The organism is Ruania albidiflava DSM 18029 (assembly GCF_000421225.1).
GTDB lineage: Bacteria > Actinomycetota > Actinomycetes > Actinomycetales > Beutenbergiaceae > Ruania > Ruania albidiflava.
In genome coordinates this window covers 184,558-205,244 of sequence record NZ_ATWL01000002.1, presented here as the reverse complement: position 1 = coordinate 205,244, position 20,687 = coordinate 184,558, and the positions used below count along the sequence as shown (strand labels likewise).

The 20,687-nt window shown below is 70.7% G+C and carries 21 protein-coding genes and 2 pseudogenes; 12 read left to right on the top strand and 11 right to left on the bottom strand.

Going from position 1 to position 20,687, the window contains the following annotated elements:
- Positions 1-9: 9 nt before the first annotated feature.
- The gene (gene epsC, locus K338_RS0103315) at positions 10-588 is read left to right on the top strand and encodes a serine O-acetyltransferase EpsC (RefSeq protein ID WP_022916761.1); all 579 of its coding nucleotides are present in this window, start codon (positions 10-12) and stop codon (positions 586-588) included.
- 120 nt (positions 589-708) lie between these two features.
- Here the strand turns inward: epsC and K338_RS26545 are convergent.
- A pseudogene (locus tag K338_RS26545) lies at positions 709-870 on the bottom strand (LysR family transcriptional regulator substrate-binding protein); the annotation flags it as partial.
- A 5-nt stretch (positions 871-875) separates the two neighbouring features.
- Here K338_RS26545 and K338_RS26540 point away from each other — a divergent pair.
- Positions 876-998, top strand: a pseudogene (locus K338_RS26540) (nuclear transport factor 2 family protein); the annotation flags it as partial.
- Between the two features lie 13 nt (positions 999-1,011).
- On the opposite strand, the gene K338_RS0103305 reads toward K338_RS26540, so the two are convergent.
- On the bottom strand, positions 1,012-1,359 hold the full coding sequence (locus K338_RS0103305; protein WP_022916759.1) for an MGMT family protein: 348 nt from the start codon (positions 1,357-1,359) through the stop codon (positions 1,012-1,014).
- 21 nt (positions 1,360-1,380) lie between these two features.
- On the opposite strand from K338_RS0103305, the gene K338_RS0103300 reads away from it, so the two are divergent.
- Positions 1,381-2,130 (top strand): hypothetical protein, encoded by a 750-nt coding sequence (locus K338_RS0103300; protein WP_157612190.1) that lies wholly within the window; start codon positions 1,381-1,383, stop codon positions 2,128-2,130.
- On the opposite strand, the gene K338_RS0103295 is transcribed toward K338_RS0103300, so the two are convergent.
- Complete coding sequence (locus K338_RS0103295) at positions 2,105-2,554, bottom strand: ribose-5-phosphate isomerase (RefSeq protein WP_027286386.1); 450 nt, start codon at positions 2,552-2,554, stop codon at positions 2,105-2,107. The genes K338_RS0103300 and K338_RS0103295 overlap by 26 nt on opposite strands.
- A 182-nt stretch (positions 2,555-2,736) precedes the next feature.
- On the opposite strand from K338_RS0103295, the gene K338_RS0103290 reads away from it, so the two are divergent.
- Entirely contained in the window at positions 2,737-4,689 is a 1,953-nt protein-coding gene (locus K338_RS0103290) for a M13 family metallopeptidase (RefSeq protein ID WP_027286385.1), read from the top strand.
- Between the two features lie 4 nt (positions 4,690-4,693).
- On the opposite strand, the gene K338_RS25430 is transcribed toward K338_RS0103290, so the two are convergent.
- A complete protein-coding gene (locus tag K338_RS25430; RefSeq protein ID WP_022916755.1) occupies positions 4,694-5,146 on the bottom strand; it encodes a rhodanese-like domain-containing protein in 453 nt (150 codons plus the stop codon).
- 62 nt (positions 5,147-5,208) lie between these two features.
- Positions 5,209-5,787 carry a hypothetical protein gene (locus tag K338_RS0103280; protein WP_022916754.1) on the bottom strand — a complete coding sequence of 193 codons (579 nt, stop codon included), beginning with the start codon at positions 5,785-5,787 and terminating at the stop codon, positions 5,209-5,211.
- Between the two features lie 88 nt (positions 5,788-5,875).
- On the opposite strand from K338_RS0103280, the gene K338_RS0103275 reads away from it, so the two are divergent.
- Positions 5,876-6,829: an aminoglycoside phosphotransferase family protein gene (locus tag K338_RS0103275; RefSeq protein ID WP_027286384.1), complete on the top strand. Its 954-nt coding sequence runs from the start codon at positions 5,876-5,878 to the stop codon at positions 6,827-6,829.
- A gap of 15 nt (positions 6,830-6,844) precedes the next feature.
- On the opposite strand, the gene K338_RS0103270 is transcribed toward K338_RS0103275, so the two are convergent.
- Positions 6,845-7,498: a DsbA family oxidoreductase gene (locus K338_RS0103270; protein ID WP_022916752.1), complete on the bottom strand. Its 654-nt coding sequence runs from the start codon at positions 7,496-7,498 to the stop codon at positions 6,845-6,847.
- A 57-nt stretch (positions 7,499-7,555) separates the two neighbouring features.
- The gene (locus K338_RS0103265) at positions 7,556-7,888 is read right to left on the bottom strand and encodes a cupin domain-containing protein (RefSeq protein WP_022916751.1); all 333 of its coding nucleotides are present in this window, start codon (positions 7,886-7,888) and stop codon (positions 7,556-7,558) included.
- Between the two features lie 135 nt (positions 7,889-8,023).
- On the opposite strand from K338_RS0103265, the gene pepN reads away from it, so the two are divergent.
- A complete protein-coding gene (gene pepN, locus K338_RS0103260) occupies positions 8,024-10,588 on the top strand; it encodes an aminopeptidase N (protein ID WP_022916750.1) in 2,565 nt (854 codons plus the stop codon).
- A gap of 93 nt (positions 10,589-10,681) precedes the next feature.
- On the opposite strand, the gene K338_RS0103255 is transcribed toward pepN, so the two are convergent.
- The 3 genes from K338_RS0103255 to K338_RS0103245 all read right to left on the bottom strand — a co-directional run bounded on the left by K338_RS0103255 (position 10,682) and on the right by K338_RS0103245 (position 13,801).
- Entirely contained in the window at positions 10,682-11,131 is a 450-nt protein-coding gene (locus K338_RS0103255; RefSeq protein WP_022916749.1) for a PTS sugar transporter subunit IIA, read from the bottom strand.
- Complete coding sequence (gene malQ, locus K338_RS20200) at positions 11,128-13,311, bottom strand: 4-alpha-glucanotransferase (RefSeq protein ID WP_022916748.1); 2,184 nt, start codon at positions 13,309-13,311, stop codon at positions 11,128-11,130. Before malQ ends, K338_RS0103255 begins: the two co-directional genes overlap by 4 nt.
- Before the next feature lie 250 nt (positions 13,312-13,561).
- Complete coding sequence (locus tag K338_RS0103245) at positions 13,562-13,801, bottom strand: PTS sugar transporter subunit IIB (protein WP_027286382.1); 240 nt, start codon at positions 13,799-13,801, stop codon at positions 13,562-13,564.
- Between the two features lie 109 nt (positions 13,802-13,910).
- Between K338_RS0103245 and ptsP the strand changes: the two genes are divergently transcribed.
- From ptsP to K338_RS0103230, 3 genes are all read left to right on the top strand, one after another.
- Complete coding sequence (gene ptsP / locus K338_RS0103240) at positions 13,911-15,593, top strand: phosphoenolpyruvate--protein phosphotransferase (protein ID WP_022916746.1); 1,683 nt, start codon at positions 13,911-13,913, stop codon at positions 15,591-15,593.
- A 65-nt stretch (positions 15,594-15,658) separates the two neighbouring features.
- On the top strand, positions 15,659-16,120 hold the full coding sequence (locus tag K338_RS0103235) for a globin (protein ID WP_022916745.1): 462 nt from the start codon (positions 15,659-15,661) through the stop codon (positions 16,118-16,120).
- Entirely contained in the window at positions 16,117-16,989 is an 873-nt protein-coding gene (locus K338_RS0103230) for an acyl-CoA thioesterase (RefSeq protein WP_022916744.1), read from the top strand. The genes K338_RS0103235 and K338_RS0103230 overlap by 4 nt, the downstream gene beginning before the upstream one ends.
- Positions 16,990-17,032: 43 nt before the next feature.
- On the opposite strand, the gene K338_RS20195 is transcribed toward K338_RS0103230, so the two are convergent.
- Positions 17,033-18,022 (bottom strand): N-acetylmuramic acid 6-phosphate etherase, encoded by a 990-nt coding sequence (locus tag K338_RS20195; protein ID WP_051154651.1) that lies wholly within the window; start codon positions 18,020-18,022, stop codon positions 17,033-17,035.
- Positions 18,023-18,262: 240 nt separating this feature from the next.
- Here K338_RS20195 and ectA point away from each other — a divergent pair, with 240 nt between their 5' ends.
- The 3 genes from ectA to K338_RS0103205 all read left to right on the top strand — a co-directional run bounded on the left by ectA (position 18,263) and on the right by K338_RS0103205 (position 20,638).
- On the top strand, positions 18,263-18,823 hold the full coding sequence (ectA, locus tag K338_RS20190; RefSeq protein ID WP_022916742.1) for a diaminobutyrate acetyltransferase: 561 nt from the start codon (positions 18,263-18,265) through the stop codon (positions 18,821-18,823).
- Positions 18,824-18,945: 122 nt separating this feature from the next.
- Positions 18,946-20,208, top strand: a complete 1,263-nt coding sequence (ectB, locus tag K338_RS0103210) for a diaminobutyrate--2-oxoglutarate transaminase (RefSeq protein ID WP_022916741.1) — start codon at positions 18,946-18,948, stop codon at positions 20,206-20,208.
- A gap of 37 nt (positions 20,209-20,245) precedes the next feature.
- Positions 20,246-20,638 (top strand): ectoine synthase, encoded by a 393-nt coding sequence (locus tag K338_RS0103205; protein WP_022916740.1) that lies wholly within the window; start codon positions 20,246-20,248, stop codon positions 20,636-20,638.
- Positions 20,639-20,687: the final 49 nt, after the last annotated feature.

Genomic DNA, 20,687 nt, shown 5'->3' with positions numbered 1-20,687 from the left:
GAGGAGCACGTGTCCCCCCGCCTACCGCTGAAAGACCTGATCGCCGAAGACCTGGCCACGGCGCGCCGTCGTGACCCGGCCGCGCGCACCGCCGTCGAGGTGGCGCTGACCTACCCGGGCGTGCACGCGCTGTGGCTGTACCGGGTGGCGCACCACATGTGGCACCTGCCGTTGCTGCGGCTGCCTGCCCGGGTGCTGTCCCAGCTGGCCCGCGCCGTCACCGGGGTGGAGATCCATCCCGGTGCGGTGCTCGGTCGGCGGTTCTTCGTCGACCACGGCATGGGGGTGGTGATCGGTGAGACTGCCGAGGTGGGTGACGACGTGCTGATGTTCCACGGCTCGACGCTCGGTGGGCGCTCGATGAGCCGTGGCAAACGGCACCCCACCGTGGGCGACCGGGTGGTGATCGGCGCGGGCGCGAAGGTGCTCGGGCCGATCACCATCGGCTCGGACGTGCAGATCGGTGCGAACGCGGTGGTGGTCAAGGACGTGCCGGACGGCGCCGTGGTGGTAGGCGTCCCCGGCCGGCCGCGGCACGTGCCGGCGCGGGAGAAGGGTGACCTGGAGGACCCGGCGCTCTACATCTGAGCACTGCTGGTGAGCTCGCGCAGCAGGGCCCGGACCGTGTGGTTCGGCCGGTCCCGCCAGAGCACACCGAGCCGGGACCGGGCCTGATCGGCCTCGACCGGCACCGTGACGGCGTCGGGCCAGCGCGACCGCCAGGTCTGCCACGCCGCGGCGCACCTGCTCGACGATCTCGGCCGAGATCCCCTCGCGCAGGCTGATGTCGATGCCCGGGTGCCGCTCGTGCAACGTCGCCAGCGCGTCGAACAGGCGCGGCCACCGAGAGGACCCAGAGCACCCGTGCAGCCGCGACGACCTACTTCGAGGCCTGGCGCGATCGGGACTTCGAACGACTGCGCACCGTGCTGGCAGCAGATGTGGAGTTCACCGGCCCGCTGGGCGCCGCGTACGGGGCGGAGGAGTGCACTGCCTGACCCGGGGAGAGCGTCACCGGCAGGGCGGGTCCTCCAGGTCCTCACCGGGCTCCCAGCCTGCCCGGTACAGGTCCACTCGCGGCGGGTCGGACGCCGTCAGCGCGATGCCCTCCTCCCGCCAGCGGGCCAGAGCCTCACCAGCCTTGTGCCCGGCCATCTCCCCCCGGGCGTTCACGAGGCGCCACCACGGGGTGTCGCCGCCGTAGCGGGACATCACCATGCCGACCACCCTGGGGCCGCCGCGCCCGGTCGCCACGCGGATGGTCTCGGCGATCACCCCGTACGTGCTCGCCCGGCCGGGTGGGATGCGGGACACCAGGTCCAGCACCGCCTCCACGTAGTCCTCGTCCAGCTCACGCACCTGCCTATGATCTCTCCTGAGATGACCGACACCACCGCACCCGCTGAACCCTACGTCTGCCCGCACTGCGAGGCCACGCACGCCCACGAGCACGTCGACGAGCGCGCCGTGGTCCTCGGGCACCGTCGGCGCCTTGCGGTGGTCTCTGGGCTACGCGCCGGACTCGTCGTGCTCACCGTGGTCGGGGTGCTTCTCTGGCTACCGGTGACGGCGGGTCTCACCCTGGTCGCCTCCGGTGTGCTGGCCTGGGCCCTCGCCACGGCTACGGGCCTGCTCGTGGCGTCGCTGGACCTTGCCCGGCAGGGCGGTCAGGGACAGGCCGCTGGTGCAGGCTCGCGCCGGCTGGTCACCGTCTCAGTGCTCACCGGTGCAGCGCTGACTCCGGTGGCGGCCCTGCTGGTGGCACTCGCCGGACGGGCGCTGGTGGACGGGATCGGTACCGGTGCGGCAGCGATGGTGGCCACCGCGGCCGGGACCGGATGGCTGACCGCCTCGGCTGCTGCCGACGTGGTGCGCGCCCTGCGGCTGCGCAACCTGCTCGGTGCCGAGAGCCGCGCCGGGGAGGTCGCACGGGCCGCAGCCGTGCGCACCCGGGACCGCGCCGACGAATGGACCCAGGTGGCGACCGTGGTGGCCACCGCCGCTGTGGTAGCCCTGTGGGTGGGGTTGTGCCACCAGCTGTCGGTGGTGGTGGTGGTGCTGGTACCCCTGCACGTGGCGCTGGTCGCGCTCTCCCGCCGGCTGCTCAGCGGCCGGCCTCGTACTCGCTGACCAGGTCGATGCGCCGCTGGTGACGCGGGTCACCGGAGAACGGTTCGGCCACGAACGCCGACACCAGCTCTACCGCTTCCTCGCTGCTGTGCTGCCGCGCGCCGATCGCGACGACGTTGGCGTCGTTGTGCTGGCGGCCCAGCCGAGCGGTCTCCGTGTTCCACGCGAGCGCCGCACGCACTCCCCGCACCTTGTTCGCGGCGATCTGCTCACCGTTTCCGCTGCCACCGATCACCACCCCGAGCGACCCCGGGTCGGCCACGACCGCTTCCCCGGCGGCGAAGCACACCGGCGGATAGTCGTCCTGCGGGTCGTAGTCCAGCGCGCCGTGGTCGGTGACCTCGTGCCCCGCGGCGCGCAGGTGCTCGATCAGGGTGGCCTTCAGCTCGAACCCAGCATGGTCGGCAGCGATGTGGATGCGCATGCCGACATTCTGCCCCACGGCGCGGCCCGGCCCGCGCACCATGTGGTCACACCCTGCACCGGCTTGGGTATGTTCAGAGGATGAGCACCGAGACCACCGCCGCCACCAGCGGCGATCCGACGCACACCGACGCGACCGGCAGGCTCACCCACGCCGAGCGGGTCGCTGCTGACCAGGCCGCCATGGACACCACCGTGCGGCCCCAGGACGACCTGTTCCGGTATGTGAACGGCACCTGGCTCGCCACCCACGAGATCCCCGCTGACCGGGGCCGCGACGGTACCTTCCACCAGTTGCGCGACCAGTCTGAGCGCGACGTGCGCGAGCTGATCATCGAGGCGAGCGACGTGCCGGCTGGCGACCCGGCGGGCGAGGAAGCGGCGAAGATCGCCGCTGTGTACGCCTCGTTCATGGACACTGAGGCGATCGAGGCTCGCGGCACCGAGCCCCTGCAGCCTGAGCTCGCGCTGGTGCAGGCAGCCGACGACCGCGCCGAGCTCGCCGCAGTGCTGGGTGCGTTGCAGCGCGCCGGCGTCGGCGGTGCTCTCGCACCGTTCGTGGACGTCGACGCTGCCGACCCGACCCGGTACCGGGTGTACCTGGAGCAGTCCGGTCTCGGCATGCCCGACGAGGCCTACTACCGTGATGAGACGCACGCTGGTATCCGCGCCGCCTATCCCGGCCACGTGGCCCGGATGCTCGCCCTGGCCGGGGCAGTGGACCCGGACGAGGCGGCCACGGCTGCTGATCGGGTCGTGGCGCTGGAGACAGCCCTGGCGGGCCACCACTGGGACAATGTGCGTACCCGGGACGCCCAGGCCACGCACAACCCGATGACGCTCGCTGAGCTGCGGGACCTTGCCCCTGGTTTCGACTGGTCAGCCTGGGGCACGGCGCTCGGTGACGCCGAAGCGCTGGCGGAGACCGTGGTGCGCCAGCCTGAGTTCGTGGCCGGCTTCGCCCGCTTGTGGGCCGAGCGCGACCTGGCGGACTGGAAGCTGTGGCTCACCTGGCGGGTGGTGCGCGCGCGGGCCCCCTACCTGACCGAGGCGCTGGTGGCGGAGAACTTCGACTTCGCTGGCCGCACCCTGACCGGCGCGCAGCAGATCCGCGAACGGTGGAAGCGGGGCGTCGCCCTGGTGCAGGGGGTGCTCGGTGAGGCGGTCGGCAAGCTGTACGTCTCCCGGCACTTCCCGCACTCGCACAAGGACGCGATGGACGTGCTGGTGGCCGACCTGATCGAGGCCTACCGCCAGTCGATCGACGAGCTGGACTGGATGAGTCCGGCCACCCGGGAGCTGGCGTTGGCCAAGCTGGCTGCGTTCACCCCGAAGATCGGGTACCCGGCTCGGTGGCGGGACTACTCCGGGTTGCAGGTCACCGCTGACGACCTGGTCGGCAACGTGCGTGCCGCCTATGCGTTCGAGAGCGACTACGAGCTGGGCAAGCTCGGTGGTCCGATCGACCGCGGCGAGTGGTTCATGACGCCGCAGACGGTCAACGCCTACTACAACCCCACGATGAACGAGATCGTCTTCCCTGCGGCGATCCTGCAGCCGCCGTTCTTCGACATCGACGCCGACGATGCCACCAACTACGGTGCGATCGGTGCCGTGATCGGCCATGAGATCGGGCACGGCTTCGACGACCAGGGCAGCCGGTACGACGGTGAGGGGCGTCTGCACAACTGGTGGACCGAGGCCGACCGGGCCGAGTTCGACAAACGCACGCAGGCGCTCATCGCCCAGTACGACCAGCTCTCCCCGAGCCAGCTCGACGGCGCCCAGCACGTCAACGGCGCGCTCACCGTCGGTGAGAACATCGGTGACGTCGGTGGTCTGGGTATCGCCGTCAAGGCCTACCGGATCGCTCTCGCTCGCCAGGGCCGCAGCACCGGTGAGACTATCGACGGTCTGACCGACATGCAGCGGTTGTTCGTGGCCTGGGCACGTGCGTGGCGTACCAAGGCTCGGGACGAGGAGGTGCTGCGTCTGTTGGCGATCGACCCGCACGCACCCGACGAGATCCGGTGCAACGCCGTCGTGCGGAACCTGGACGAGTTCCACACGGCGTTCGACGTGCAGCCGGGCGACGGACTCTACCTGCCGCCGGAGGAACGGGTGCAGATCTGGTGACGGCTCAGGGGATGCGGCCGAGGACCGGCAACCCGGCCTCGGCCCACGCCTGGTAGCCACCGATGGCGTGGCCCACCCGGGCCAGACCGAGCCGGCGCAGCTCGCGCGCCGCAGTCGCGGCGGCGCTACCGTCCTGGCTGAGCAGCACGACCGGCACCAGCGTGGTGGTGTTCACCAGGTGCGCGACCAGGCCCGCCGGCGACACCTGGTGGACCGGCAGGTCCGGGTGCAGCGTGCCGGCGGCGCGCTCGACGTCGGTACGCAGGTCGAGCACCTGGGCGCGGTCGTAGAGCAGCTCCTGGTAGAGCGCCCGCGGGCTCGTCCCACATCCGTCGGTCCGCCTCTGGTGGCGCCGGGTCGGCGCACTGAGGACAAGGTCCCAGGTGGTGCCGGTGGTGAGGGTCATGGTGTGCTCGCTCTGTGCTGGTACCCGCCCGGTGCGGGTGCGTACGACCATCACAGCAGCCCGGACCGTCCTCCCGGACAGTGCCAGCGAGCGTCTCACCTGCTGGGCACCGGTCAGAAGCTGCGGGTACCGCTCCGTGCGATCTCGAAGCCGTGACCGGTGGAGATGGCACGGCAGACGACCCCGTCCCTGGTGCTCTCGCAGAGGAAGTCACCGACAGTGGTCGCATCACCATAGGCGAGCTCGGTGACGTCGTCCGGGGCCTGCGGCACCGCATCCCCCGGGCAGACCGGCCCGGCCTGCTCGGTCGTCACCTGCCAGACGTGTCCGGCCACGTCCTGGCCGCACCCGTCCAGCGGCGGTGGCGAGAAGTCGAAGCTCTCGATCACGCACTGGGTGCTGTCGTCACCGAGCTGGCACCAGATGTTGCCGCTCGGCATCGTGAACGCAGCCACGTCGAGAGCATCGTCAGGAACCTCGACGGCCTCGGCCTGGGTGGTCTCCTCACCATCGCCAGCACCGCCGTCCTCCGGTGCGCCGGTCGCGCCGGTACCGGTGGTGCTCGCCGCAGTGCCCTGGTTGCTGGTGACGTCCGGCCAGGTGGCCATGATCACGACCAGGGCAGCGATCAGCAGCACGTCCAGGACGATCAGGGTGATCGCCGCAGGACCCACTGCGCCGCGCTTGGCCATCTCTCCTCCGCTCTGGACCGAACCAGCAAGACACTCTAACGGTAGCGGCCCTAGCCCTCGGTGCAGGCGCACGTGGTAGGCAGGTCACGTGCCTGACCACCTCGACATCCCTGCTGGGCTGGTCCGCCTCGTCTCTGGGCACGTCCCCGAGCCAGGTATGCCCACGGGTGCGCAGTGGCTCGACGAGCTGCCCGCACGGGTGGCCGGGATGCTGCGGGACTGGGATCTGCAGATCGACGGACCAGCTCGGCACGGGTTCTCCGCACTGGTGCTCCCCGTGCGGTCACCGCGCCGTGCGGCAGTGCTGAAGATCGTCTGGCCGCACCCAGGGGGCCGGGAGGAGCATCGCGCGCTGCGCGCATGGGCCGGGTGCGGGGCTGTCCGGCTGCTCGCCGCGGACCCGTCCCGGTGGGCGCTGCTGCTGGAGCGCTTGGATCCCGAGCGGACGCTGGCGAACGAGGCGCTCGGTTCTGCACTTGGCGAGCTGACCGCCACCGAGGAGCTAGGTGTCCTGGTGCAGGCCCTGGACCAGCCGGCGCCGCCGTGGGCGCCGCCACTGAGCCAGCACCTGCGCCGGCTGCTCGCAGATCTCGGGCACGTCCTGGCCGGGCCCACCGTCGACTTTCCTCGGCGGATGCTGGAGCAGGCCCGGTCGCTGACCCGTGACCTGCTCGGTGAGGATGGCCTGGACTCCCGGCTCATCCACAGCGACCTGCACCACGCCAACGTGCTCTGGCGACCAGATCCCGGCGAGTGGGTGGCGATCGACCCCCAGCCGCTGGCCGCAGAGCCTGGGTGGGCGTTCGAACCTGCGCTGCTGGAGGCTTGGCCGGCCGTGGAGCGGGCGACCAGTGTGCGTCGCGCAGTGCGTACCCGGCTGGCGACCCTGGCCGATGTGACCGGGGTCGCCGCCGAGCGGGCGCGTGCGCTGACGCTGGTGCGGCTGGCTCGCGATGCGCTCTGGGAGCTGGAACCGGACGTGGTCGACCGCGACCGGGTGACCCGGTTGGTCACCGTCGCCAAGGCGCTGCAGAGCGGCTGACCCGGCCCGCAGCAGTCAGTCGAAGATCGGGCCCTGGGTACGGGTGCGTTTGAGCTCGTAGAAGCCGGGGTAGGCGGCCGCCGCCACCACTGCGTCCCAGAGGCGACCGGCGTCCTCCCCCTTCGGGGCCGGGGTGATCACGGGACCGAAGAACGCGGTGCCGTTGAACGCCACCACCGGGGTGCCGACGTCTTCTCCGACCAGGGAGATGCCCGCCTGGTGCGACTCGCGGAGGGAGTCGTCCAGCTCGTCGGTGTCGGCATAGCGGATCAGCTCCGCCGGCAGACCGACCTCGGCGAGCGCTTCCACCAGCACCTGGTGCCGGTCGTCGTTGCGGCCCTCGGGGTGGAACCGGGTTCCGATGGCGTCGTACATCGGCTTGACCCACTGCTGACCGTGCAGCTCCCGGGCGGCGTTGATCACCCGGACCGGCCCCATCGACTTGCCCAGCATCTCCCGGTAGCCGGGATCGAGGTTGTCCCGGTCCTCGTTCAGGACGGTCAGGCTCATGATGTGCCAGCGCACGGTGATGTCCCGGACCTTCTCCACCTCGGTGATCCACCGGGAGGTCATCCACGCCCAGGGGCAGGCGGGGTCGAACCAGAAGTCGGCCACATCAGTGGTCTGCTCCTCGGTGCCGGTGTCCGGGATCTCGGTGTGTGTCGTCACTTCTGCGGCTCCTTGTTCTCGGGCTGGTGGGCTGGGTCGTGCGCGGCTGGTCACGGCTCAGACGAAGTCCGCACGCATCGGCGTGAACAGGTCGAGCAGCACCCCTGCCTCGCGGCAGACGCAGCCGTGCTCGACGTTGCTCGCCTTCAGCATCGAGTCTCCGGCACGCACCGTCTTGACCACACCGTCGATCTCGAACTCGAACACACCGCTGACCACGTAGGTGATCTGCGTGTGCGGATGGTGGTGCAACGGGCCGGTCGCTCCGGTCTCGAAGGTGTTCTCCACGCACATCACGTCCTTGTCATAGGCGAGCACCCGCCGGGTGACCCCCTCTCCGGCGGGCTCGGCCTGGACATCGTCGCGGAACACCCATCGCTGATCGAGCATGTTCCTACCCTACGGTCACCGCACGCAGCACGTTCCAGGTCGGGCCCCGCCGGCCGGACGTGGGAGGATCGGTGCCGGCCCACCGGCCGGCCACAGACGATGACCCGCGATCGGCGTCGACGAAGGAGCAGTGCCATGCCCGGAGAGAACCTCACCCGCCTCGAAGCCCGCGAGCGTGCGGAGGTGCTCTCGCCCAGCAGCTACCTGGTGGAGCTGGACCTGACCCAGGGTGAGGAGACGTTCACCTCGCGCACCACCGTCCAGTTCACGGCCACCCCCGGGGCGAGCAGCTTCATCGACCTGATCGCTCCAACGGTGCACGAGGTCGTGCTCAACGGTCGCTCGCTGCCGGTGGCTGAGGTGTTCGCCGACTCCCGCATCCAGCTGACCGACCTGGCGGCGGAGAACGAGCTGACCGTAGTTGCTGACTGCGCCTACATGCGCACCGGCGAGGGGCTGCACCGGTTCGTGGACCCGGTCGACAACGAGGTCTACCTCTACTCGCAGTTCGAGGTGGCCGACACCCGGCGGATGTTCGCGGTGTTCGAGCAGCCGGACCTCAAGGCCACGTTCTCCTTCACAGTCACGGCGCCAGCGCACTGGAAGGTGGTGTCCAACTCCCCCACCCCACCTCCTGTGCCGGCTGGTGAACGGACCTCGACCTGGTCGTTCGCTGCTACGCCCGTGCTGCCGTGCTACGTCACCGCCCTGGTGGCTGGCCCGTACCACCGGGTCGACGGCGAGCTCACCTCCCGGGACGGGCGCACCATCGATCTCGGCGTGTTCTGCCGCGCTTCGCTCGCCGAGCACCTGGATGCGGAGAACATCATGGACATCACCCGCGCCGGGTTCGCCTTCTACGAGGAGGCGTTCGACCTGGCGTACCCGTACGAGAAGTACGACCAGCTGTTCGTGCCGGAGTTCAACGCTGGGGCGATGGAGAACGCCGGCTGCGTGACGTTCGTGGAGCACTACGTGTTCCGCTCCAAGGCCCCGGAGGCCACCGTGGAGCGCCGGGCGGTGACGATCCTGCACGAGCTGGCGCACATGTGGTTCGGCGACCTGGTGACGATGCGCTGGTGGAACGACCTGTGGCTGAACGAGTCGTTCGCCGAGTACGCCTCCACCCTCGCCACCGCCGAGGCCACCCGGTGGACCGAAGCCTGGACCACGTTCGCGTCGCTGGAGAAGTCCTGGGCCTACCGCCAGGACCAGCTGCCCTCCACCCACCCGATCGTCGCCGAGATCAACGACCTCGAGGACGTGGAGGTCAACTTCGACGGCATCACCTACGCCAAGGGCGCCTCAGTCCTCAAGCAGCTCGTGGCCTGGGTGGGCAAGGAGAGCTTCCTCGCCGGGGTCGCGGCCTACTTCCGCAAGCACGCCTTCGGCAACACCGAGCTCGAGGACCTGCTCGTGGAGCTGGAGGCCACCAGCGGGCGGGACCTGAGCACGTGGTCTCGGGTGTGGTTGCAGGAGGCGGGGGTGACCACGCTGCGCCCGGAGGTGCAGACGGACGCCACGGGGCGGATCACCTCGTTCGTGATCGCACAGGAGGCGCCAGGGTCTCACCCGGTGCTGCGCCCGCACCGCGTCGCCGTCGGTGGTTACGACATGGACGCCACCGGGGCGCTGGTGCGTACCCACCGGGTGGAGCTGGACATCGACGGACCGGCCACCCCCGTGCCCGAGCTGGTGGGTCTGACCCGACCGCAGCTGATCCTGGTGAACGACGACGACCTCGCCTACGCGAAGATCCGGCTGGACGAGGGCTCGCTGCAGGTAGCCACTGACCACCTGGCCGCGTTCACCGAGTCGCTGCCTCGGTCCTTGGTCTGGGCCGCCGCCTGGGACATGACGCGAGACGGCGAGTGGCCGGCGCACCGCTACCTGGACCTGTTGCTGGCCAACCTCGGTGCGGAGACCGACTCCACCACGACGCTCGTGCTGCTGCGCCAGCTGGCGACCGCAGTGGACTTCTACACCGACCCGGCACGGCGAGACGCGGTGGCCGTGGAGGTCGCCGACCGGCTCTGGGCGCTGGCCCGAGCTGCCGAGGCCGGCTCGGACAGCCAGCTCCAGCTGGTCCGGGCGTTCGCCGGGCGCGCCAGCACTGCAGCGCACACGACGGCCCTTGCCGCACTGCTCGCCGGCGAGGAGACGTTGCCGGGGCTGACGGTGGACACCGACCTGCGCTGGGACCTGCTCACCGGTCTGGTCGCCGCGGGCGCTGCCGGTGAGGAGGAGATCGCAGCCGAGCTCGACCGGGATGCCACCGCCACCGGTCAGCGTGCCGCCGCCACCGCACGGGCATCGATCCCCACCGCGGAGGCGAAGGAGGCAGTGTGGGCGTCGGTGGTCGAGGCCGACGACCTGCCGAACGCCGTGCAAGCCGCCGTGATCAGCGGTTTCGGCCGCGCTCGAGACCGGGCTCTGCTCGCACCGTTCGCCGAGCGCTACTTCCGCTCCATCGAACGAGTGTGGACCGAGCGGACCAACGAGATGGCACAGAACATCGTGATCGGCCTGTACCCAGCGAAGCTCGCGGACATCGACGCTAGCCACCTGGACGTGCTGGGCCGCACCGACGAGTTCCTCGACGGGCTGGGAGACCGGCTGCCCGCGTTGCGCCGGCTGGTGGTCGAAGCGCGGGACACCGCCCGCCGGGCGCTGGCCGCCCAGGCCCGCGACCGCGCCTGAACCCAGCCCCACCCCGCAGGTCGCGAACGCTCGCCTGCGCGCTGTGAATCGTTTCAGACGCCGCGAAGGCGAGCGTTCGCGACACTCAGGGGGTCAGGTCCAGTCGAAGAGTGGGTCCGCTGCGGCGACCACCGCGGGGGCGAGTCGGTGCACCTGCTCGGCACCGCCGTCGAGCGCGATCACCGGGCACACCGGGCTGCGGCCACCCTGAGCCACTGCTACCGGGTCGAACGTGATCATCGGCGCGCCGGTGGTCACCTCCTCGCCCTCGGCAGCATGTACGGTGAACCCGTCCCCAGCGAGCTCGACCGTGTCGATGCCCAGGTGCACCAGCACCCCCTGGCCTGAGCCAGCCACGATGACGAACGCGTGCGGATGCAGCTTGACCACCCGCCCGGCCACCGGCGCCACAGCTGTGACGGCCTCGGCATCAGGACCGGGGTCGATCGCCAGTCCGGGCCCGACGATCGCCGCGGCGAACACCTGGTCGGGCACGTCCGCAAGCTCCAGCACCCGGCCCGGTACCGGGGCGTGCACCCTCACGGCCGGCTCACCTGCTGCCCGTCGGCGGGCTGAGCAGTTGCGGCCCGGTCGGCGAGCTCTTGGCGCACGGCAGCCACCAGCGAGGAGAACCGCGCGTTGCCGGGCAGGTCCTCCACCAGCACGGCCGTCTCCCCACCGTCGGCCAGGGGCATCTTCCAGTTCGGGTACTCGGTGTCGGTGCCAGGCTGGTTCTGCGCCCGTCGCTCTCCCACTGCGTCCGTCAGCGCCACCCCTACCAGCAGCGACGGGCTGTGCACCACGAACCGGTGCAGTGCCTCGACGATCTGCCGCTCCGTAGGGTCTGGCGGCAGCAGGAACCGGTCGCGCAGCGCCTGCAGCATCCGCTCCCGCTCGATCTGCGCCGCCAGCCGCACCTGCGCCGCCGGTTCGGTGAGCAGCCCCAACTGCTGACGCAGCTCGACGTGCTCCTCGGCGAGGTAGCCGGCGGTCGGGGGCAGGTCGTGCGTGGTGACCGTCGCCAGGGCCAGCTCGCGATAGTCCTCCGGGCGGCGCGGCCGGTTGTCCTCCTGCTCGAACCACAGCACCGAGGTGCCGAGGACACCACGCTCGGAGAGGTAGTCGCGTACCCACGGCTCCACCGTGCCCAGGTCCTCCCCGATCACCATCGCCCCGGCCCGATAGGCCTCCAGGGCGAGCACCCCGACCATCGCCTCATGGTCGTAGCGCACATAGGTGCCCTCCTCGGCGGACGCTCCGTCGGGGATCCACCACAGCCGGAACAGGCCGATGATGTGGTCCACCCGCAGGGCCCCGGCGTGTCGCACGACGGTGCGCACCAGGTCCCGCAGCGGGCGGTACCCGGCCTCGGCGAGCGCATCCGGCCGCCACGGCGGCTGCGACCAGTCCTGCCCTTGCTGGTTGTACATGTCCGGCGGCGCGCCCACGGTGATGCCGCGAGCCAGCACCCCCGCCATCGACCAGGAGTCCGCCCCGCGCGGGTGCACCCCCACGGCAAGGTCCTGCATCACGCCGATCCGCATCCCCGCCTCCCGCGCTGTGCGCTGGGCACGCTCGAGCTGTTCGTCGGCGACCCACTGCAGCCAGCAGAAGAAGTCGATGCGCTCCGCCAGCTCCCGGCGGAGCCGGCCCAGTGCTCCGGGGGTGGCGTCGTCCAGCGGCCAAGGCTCCCCCTCGGTGTGCTGCTCGGCCACGGCACACCAGAGGGCGAAGTCCTCCAGCCGGCGGCCCAGCTCCGCACGGAACCGGTCCAGCGACCGCTGCCGCGAACGGCTGCGGCCGGCGGCGAAGATCGTCTCCAACGCCGACTTCTTCTCCGCCCACACCGCATCCCGGTCGATCGGGCCAGCATCGGTGTTCATCGGTCGCAACGCGTCCAGCGCCCACTCCAGCAGCGTGCGTTGGCTGTTCGGCAGGTAGGCGGTCTCCCGGATGTCCTCGGGCCGGATGTAGATGGGGTTGAGGAACTGGCGGGTGGTAGGCAGGTACGGCGAGGGCGTCATCGGCGCACCGGGCTCGGCCGCATGCAGCGGGTTGATCAGCAGGAAGTCGCCGCCGAGCTCCCCGGACAGGCCGGTCAGCTCCGCCAGGTCGGCCAGGTCGCCGATCCCCCAGGAGGCGGCCGAGCGCACCGAGTACAGCTGGGCCATCAGCCCCCAGGCGCGGCCACCCTGCTCTGCCCGCAGCTCGGGCATCGGCAGCCGGGAGGGGGTGATGGCCAGCGGGCTCCGGGCGGTGGCAGTGCGCTCATCGACGTCCACGACCAGCTCGTGCCAGCCCAGCGGTAGGTCAGCAGGCAGCGCAAAGGTGGCTCTGCCGACCTGCGCGCCGTCAACTTCCTGCGGTGCGACCCAGACGTCCACCTGCTCCAGCTCACGCTCGGCACCGTCCTCCAGGACCACCCGCAGCCGCACCGTGGCGCCGTCGGGCACGTGCACCGGTACCTGCTCCGGCACACCGGCACGCACCACCACGCACGGTGGGAGCGTGCGCCGCCAGGGCGCACTCTGCGCAACCGCGAGCGCGGCCTGCACCTGGTGGTCGGTCTCGGCCAGCACGTCCATGGCTGCGAGCACGCTACGCAGCGTGCTGTCTGGCACCTGCTGGTGGATACCGCGGTAGTCCCAGAACTCGGTCGCCACCCCGTACGCAGCGGCCAGAGCGCGCAGCCCGCTGCTGCCGACGTCGATGTGGTCCTCCATCACGGTGTGTACCCGATACTCCTGCGTCGATAGGTGGCGGTCGGTGTTGGCCGTTGTAGACGATCTTGCCAGAGTCGGCACCTGGACGGCGGCGGCGCCACCGGGAAGCTCGCGACCTGCGGCTCATCGAGAGGAACCTGCGCACCGGCACCGCATCGATGGATCCGGACGTAGATCGACCGCGTGCCGCCAGGGCAGGCACGCGGTCGCCGGGCACGCCGTCGGGCCCTCGCAGCCGGAGCTGCTCAGGTCACGTGGTGGGGCGCAGCCCGTCGATGTCAGCGGCCAGGTCATCGGCCACCGGGCCGACCACCACCTGGACCACCCGACCGGAGCGCACCACTCCATAGGCCCCGTGCGCGCGCAGGCTCTCCTCGTCCACCAGTGCCGGGTCGGTCACCTCGACCCGCAACCGGGTGATGCACGGCTCCAGGTCGACCACGTTCGTGTCGCCGCCCAGCGCCGCGAGGATGTCCTCGGCCTTGATCACGTCCACTCCTGACTTCCTCCTTGTGATACACACCACTCTACAACCGCATGGCCCCACTCCCGCCACCGGACGAGAATGAGGCTCGATGCCAGCGGCAACGGGAGGCACGATGTCAGGCGACGAGCAGATCCGGATCATCCGTGGTGCGGGGGTCTCCCCCGGACGGGCCGCAGGCCCCACCGTACGCATGGCGACGGCGGCGGGCGAACCGCCCAGACGGCGACGCAGCCAAGGACTGGACGAGGCGAGTGCGGCCATCCCCGCTGCAGCCTCCGCCGTCGCCGAAGACCTGACCGACCGTGCCGAGCACACCGAGGGGACGGCTCGGGAGGTGCTCCAGACCACTGCGCAGATCGCCAAGGACCCCACGCTGGTCTCCGATGCCCAGCAGCGGGTGCGGGACGAGCAGATCACCCCGGAGCGGGCGGTGTGGGAGGCCGCCGGTGCCGTGGCGAGCCAGTTCGAGTCCCTCGGCGGCTACCTGGCCGAACGGGCCCGGGACGTGGCGGACGTGCGGGACCGGATCATCGCCCACCTGCTCGGCGCCCCCAGCCCGGGGGTGCCGCAGCGGGAGGAGCCCTACATCCTGCTCGCCCGCGACCTGGCCCCGGTGGACACTGCCCAGCTGGACCCGGAGGTGGTGCGCGCGCTGGTCACCGAGGAGGGCGGGCCCACCTCGCACACTGCGATCCTGGCCCGTGCGCTGGGCATCCCGGCGGTGGTGGGGGTGGGTGAGGCGATCGAGCAGGTCGCTGCCAGGGACGTGGTGCTGGTCGACGGCGGCGCCGGTGAGGTGCTGCTGGACCCCACCGAGGAGCAGGTGGCCGCCGCCAAGGAGCGTGTGCGGGTGCGTGCCTTCGACCCACCCGGGCGCACGAAGGACGGCCACCGGGTGGCGCTGCTGGCCAACGTGGGGGAGGTCGCCGAGGCGCAGCCGGCCGCAGACAGCGGCGCTGAGGGGGTGGGGTTGTTCCGCACCGAGTTCGCCTTCCTCGGTCGGGACACCGAGCCGAGCGTCGCCGAGCAGGTGGACGCCTACTCCGCAGTGTTCGCCGCGTTCGCCGGGCGTCGCGTGGTGATCCGCACCCTGGACGCGGGGGCGGACAAGCCGATGCCGTTCCTGACCAGTGGCGAGGAGTCCAACCCCGCCCTGGGGGTCCGAGGAATCCGCACCTCCTGGCAGGACCGGGACGTGCTGGAGAACCAGCTGACCGCGATCGCCCAGGCTGCCGAGGACTCCGAGGCGGAGGTTTGGGTGATGGCGCCGATGGTCTCTCGGGTCGCTGAGGCGGAAGACTTCGTGACCGCCTGCGCCGCGCACGGGCTGCACCGGGCCGGGGTGATGGTGGAAGTACCCAGTGCCGCGCTGCTCGCCGGCCCCATCCTGGCTCGCGCGGAGTTCGCTTCGATCGGTACGAACGACCTCACCCAGTACACCCTGGCCGCCGACCGGCTGCTCGGCTCGTTGGCCCCGCTGTCCACTCCGTGGGATCCGGCGGTGCTGCAGCTGCTGCAGTACACCTGTGACGGCGGAGCGGCCCAGTCCCGCCCGGTCGGGGTGTGCGGGGAGGCGGCTGCCGATCCCGCCCTGGCGGCGGTGCTGGTGGGCATGGGGGTCTCCAGCCTGTCGATGACCCCGCGGGCACTGGGTGACGTGGGCGCGCTGCTGGCTGCGACCACGCTGGCCGAGTGTCGCGCGGCGGCGGGTCGGGCGCTGGCTGCGGAGAGTGCCGAGGACGCCCGCAGGGCTGCTCGCGGCGCCCTGCCCGCCCTGGTCGAGCTGGCGCTCTAGCACCGGCACCGGCCGATACCGCTTAGATCAGGGACTGCACTCCCGTTAGGCTGGCGGGCGTGAGCATGCCCGAACCTGCGGCCAACCCCGCCCAGCGACCTGCCCTGCGGGTGACGTCGGCACGTCCTGCCCGCCCGGACTCCTTCTACGAGGCGGTCGGCGGTGCACCCACGTTCCGCTTCATCACCCGCCGCTTCTACGAGCAGGTCGCCGAGGACGAGTTGCTTCGCCAGATGTACCCGGAAGAGAACCTGGGGCCGGCCGAGGACCGGTTGCGGATGTTCCTGGAGCAGTACTGGGGCGGTCCCACCACCTACTCCGAGACCCGCGGGCACCCGAGGCTGCGGATGCGGCACGTGCCCTACCGGGTCACACCCACGGCCCGGGACCGCTGGTTGCAGTTCATGACTGTGGCAGTGAAGGAGGCCGGCCTGGCCCCGTTGCAGGAGTCTGCTCTGCTGGACTACCTGGAACGCGCCGCCTACTCGTTGGTGAACACCTTCGAGGACGACGAGGGGCGAGCGTGAGCGCCGAGCCGGTGGACCCGCTGGGTGCGGTGCTGGCGGCCCTGGAGCTGGACCGGCTCGACGAGGACACGTTCGTGGGCCGTTCGCTGCCTCAGCTGCACGGGCGGGTCTACGGCGGCCAGGTGCTCGCCCAGGCGCTGCTGGCCGCGGGTCGCACGATGACCACCGAACGGCTGCCGCACTCCGTGCACGGCTATTTCCTGCGCCCCGGTGACCTGGACGAGCCGATCACCTTCGCCGTCGAACGCCTGCGCGACGGGCGTTCCTTCTCCGCCCGGCGCACGCACGCGATCCAGTCGGGCAAGCCGATCCTGTCGATGATCACCTCGTTCCAGGCCGACCAGCAGGGTCTGGACCACGCCGAGCAGATGCCGCAGGTGCCGCCGCCGGAGGACCTGCCCAGCTCGGTGGAGCTGTTCGGCTCCCTGGACCACCCGGTGGCGCAGTTCTTCTACCGCAACGGCGCGTTCGACCTGCGGCACGTGGAGGGTGCCCTGTTCACCGCGCCGAGCGAGGTGCGCACGGACCGGCAGCACCTGTGGATGCGGGCGCGCGGGCCGCTGCCCGCCGGTCAGCTGGAGCAGCGAGCGCTGCTCGCCTACGCCTGCGACCAGGTGATGCTGGAGCCGATCATGCGCCGCCACCACCTGTCCTGGATGACCCGGGAGGCGTCGGTGGCCAGCCTCGACCACGCGATGTGGTGGCACCGCGACGTGGACGCCGGGGACTGGTTGCTGTACAGCCAGTCCTCACCCTCGGCCTGCGGCGGTCGGGGGCTGGGTGTGGCGAAGGTCTACTCCCGGTCGGGTGAGCTGGTCGCCACGATCGCCCAGGAGGGCATGATCCGGATCCCGCAGATCCCCAGCTGACCGGTTCCGGTCCGCGCCGCCTACCGATGGTCGACGGCGGAGGTCACCGTGCCAGGTCAGCCTCCCGGGCACGCCTGCCGCGCAGCTGTTCGACGGCGGAACGCACCCCGGAGGGGTCCGCCTCCCGTCGGTCGTCAGGCGGGTGGGCAGCCAGGGCTGCAGCCGCGACCTCGGGCGAGACGTCGGCGAGCAGGCAGACGAGTGCCGGGCGAGGCGCCCCGGCTGCTTCCAGCGCCTGCCGGCAGCGGTCCGGGTCGGCACCGCTGGCCTGGCCGAGCATCCGCAGCACGCGTCCGCGCAGCTTCTCGTTGGTGGGCAGGACGTCGATCATCAGGTTCGAGTAGACCTTCCCGAGCCGGACCATCACCGCCGTGGAGAAGGCGTTCAGCACCATCTTCTGCGCGGTGCCCGCCTTCATCCGGGTGCTGCCGGTGATCACCTCCGGACCGGTGTCCACGAGCACGGGCACGTCGACGAACGCGGCGAGCGGGGCGGCGGGGTTGCAGGAGAGCAGTCCGGTGCTGGCACCGACGGCACGAGCGTGCTGCAGGCCGCCGCGGACGTAGGGGGTGCGTCCGCTGGCGGCCACACCGATGACCAGGTCGGCGGCGGTGACGTCGGCGACGGCGGCACGCCCCTCCTCCGGGTCGTCCTCTGCCCCCTCCACCGGGTGGAGCATGGCGCGCTCTCCGCCGGCGATGTGCCCGCGCACCTGGTCCGCACCGACCCGGTAGGTGGGCAGCAGCTCGGCAGCGTCGAGCACCGCCAGCCGACCGGAGGTGCCCGCACCGAGGTAGAGGATCCGCCCACCGTCGCGCAGCGCAGCCACGCCCAGCTGCACCAGCGCAGTGATCGCAGAGGCCTGGGCGGCCACAGCGGCGGCGATGCCCACGTCCTCGGCGAGGATGGTGGCCACGACGCCGGCGGTCCCCATGGTGTCGATGTCACGGCTGCCTGGGTGCCGTTCCTCAGTGGGCGAGCCTGCCGGCACGGCAACGCTCTGCTCCTCGCCCGTCGCCCTGCCCTGCTCCACCCGGCCAGCCTAGTAGCGGTATCTGTGAGGCAGGTCTCCTTTCGTCGTTCGTCGTCACAGAACACCAGCCCGTCTCACTATTTGGACGCAATTCGAGAGGCATTTTTCGCCGGCTCGGAGGCAGTCCATTTCCCGCAGCAGGAAGCGAGTTACTCCGTGCTGCCGGGATCGAGTATCCGCCGCAGGACTGTCAACGGCCGGTTTCACTTCGGTCAATGACTGCATAACGTGGGTGGCCGTATGCCGATCACGACTGAGTCCCCGACGAGTCCTGCTACAGCTGAACCCTCAGCCACTGATGGTGCGCCGTCCGCAGCTGCGGACACGGTGCAGATCCGTCCCCCGCGCCCCGGCGAAGGTGCCGAGATGTGGCGTCTCGCCCGGGACGGCGGCGAGCTGGACCTGAACTCGTCCTACGCCTACCTGGTGCTGGCCGAGGACTTTGCCAGCACCTGCCGGGTCGCTGTCAGCGGCGCAGAAGTGGTCGGCTTCTTGCTCGGCTACCAGCCGCCGGAGCGCACCAGCAGCGTGTTCGTCTGGCAGGTGGCGGTCCGCGGCGACCAACGGGGCCGGCGCCTGGCCCGGCGGATGCTCGACGACCTGGTTGACGGTCTGCCCGGTGTGCACACCCTGGAAGCGACGGTGACCGAGGACAACACGGCTTCCCGCAGGCTGTTCGCGAGCTTCGCGCGCAGCCGTGGAGCGGAGCTGACCTGGTCGGCAGGACTGCTCGCCGAGGCCTTCCCGGACGGGCAGGACGCCGAGCCCCGTCTGCACATCAGTCCGCTCACGAGGAGCTGATTCACGCGCATCTGACAGCCCCAGGCTGCGCCGGCCCGACCGGTCCCGGCGTGCTGCGCGCAGCCCGCACGCCTACCCGTGCCCACGACCTATCCGCAAACCCTCACGAAGGAAAGCGACCAATGACACTCACCAGCATCGACGCCACCGCTCTGGAGTCTGGTGTCCGCAGCTACTCCCGGACCTGGCCGGCCACGTTCGCCAAGGCCCAGGGCAGCTACATGTACACCGAGGACGGTGACCAGTACCTCGACTTCTTCGCTGGTGCCGGCACGCTGAACTACGGGCACAACAACCGGCACCTCAAGGAGGTGCTGCTCAAGTACCTCGCCGGTGACAACGTGGTGCACTCACTGGACATGCTCACCACCGCCCGCACCGACTTCCTCACCACGTTCACCGACCAGATCCTGCGCCCGCGCGGGCTGGACCACACGGTGATGTTCCCCGGGCCTGGCGGGGCGAACGCCGTCGAGGCGGCGCTCAAGCTCGCCCGCAAGGTCACCGGCCGGGAGTCGGTGGTGACCTTCACCAACGCCTTCCACGGGATGACTCTCGGTGCACTGTCGGTGACTGGGAACTCGATGAAGCGCGACGGTGCCGGCATCCCGCTGGTGCACTCCACACCGATGCCGTACGACGACTACTTCGACGGCGACATGGCAGACTTCATGTACTTCGAGCGGCTGCTGAACGATGCCGGCTCCGGGCTGAACACCCCGGCAGCGGTGATCGTGGAGACAGTCCAGGGCGAGGGTGGCGTGAACACCGCCCGTCGGACCTGGCTGCAGCGGCTGGCCAAGCTGTGCAAGGACCAGGGCATCCTGCTCATCGTCGACGACATCCAGATGGGCTGCGGCCGCACCGGTGGCTTCTTCTCCTTCGAGGAGGCCGGGATCGTGCCGGACATCATCTGCCTGTCCAAGTCGATCAGCGGCTACGGGCTGCCGCTCGCGCTGACCCTGCTGCGTCCCGAGCTGGACGTGTGGGAGCCCGGTGAGCACAACGGCACCTTCCGCGGGTTCGCCCCGGCGTTCGTGACCGCTGCGGAGGCGATCCGCACCTACTGGTCGGACGACGACCTGGAGCGTTCCACCATCGCCAAGGGTGCCTTCGCCGAGTCCGCGCTGAACACCATCGTGGCCGACCACCCCGGCGCCGGTCTGTCCGCGAAGGGCCGTGGCCTGGCTCGCGGCCTGGAGTTCGAGAACCCGGACCACGCGGCAGCCACCTGCCGGAACGCCTTCGATGCCGGTCTGCTGGTGGAGACCTCTGGCCCGCGCGACGAGGTGATCAAGCTGCTGCCGCCGCTGACGCTGACGAACGACGAGCTGGCCCACGGACTGGATATCCTGCGCCGGGCCACGGCTGACGCCGTAGCCTGAGGGGTATCGGACCGGCACCAGCGAAAGGACACCGTCAATGATCGTTCGCACCCTCGACGACGTCACCGACACCGAGGATGACATCAAGACCGAGAACTGGCGCAGCAAGCGCATCATCCTCGCGCGCGAGGGTGTCGGGTTCTCCGTGCACGAGACCACCTTGTACGCGGGGACCGACAACTACTTCTGGTACGCCAACCACATCGAGGCGGTGTTCATCACCCACGGTGAGGGTGAGATCGAAGACCTCGCCACCGGCGAGGTGCACCAGCTGGCGCCCGGCTCGTTGTACCTGCTGAACAACCATGACAAGCACCGGGTGCGTCCGCGCACCGAGATCCGGTGCGTGTGCGTGTTCAACCCGCCGGTGACCGGCAGGGAGGTGCACGACGAGAACGGCGTCTACCCGTTGGTCGTCGAAGAGAGCTGACGCGGGCGCCCGCCTGCGGGCCGGCGCCTGACCCGACCTGGCGGCACTG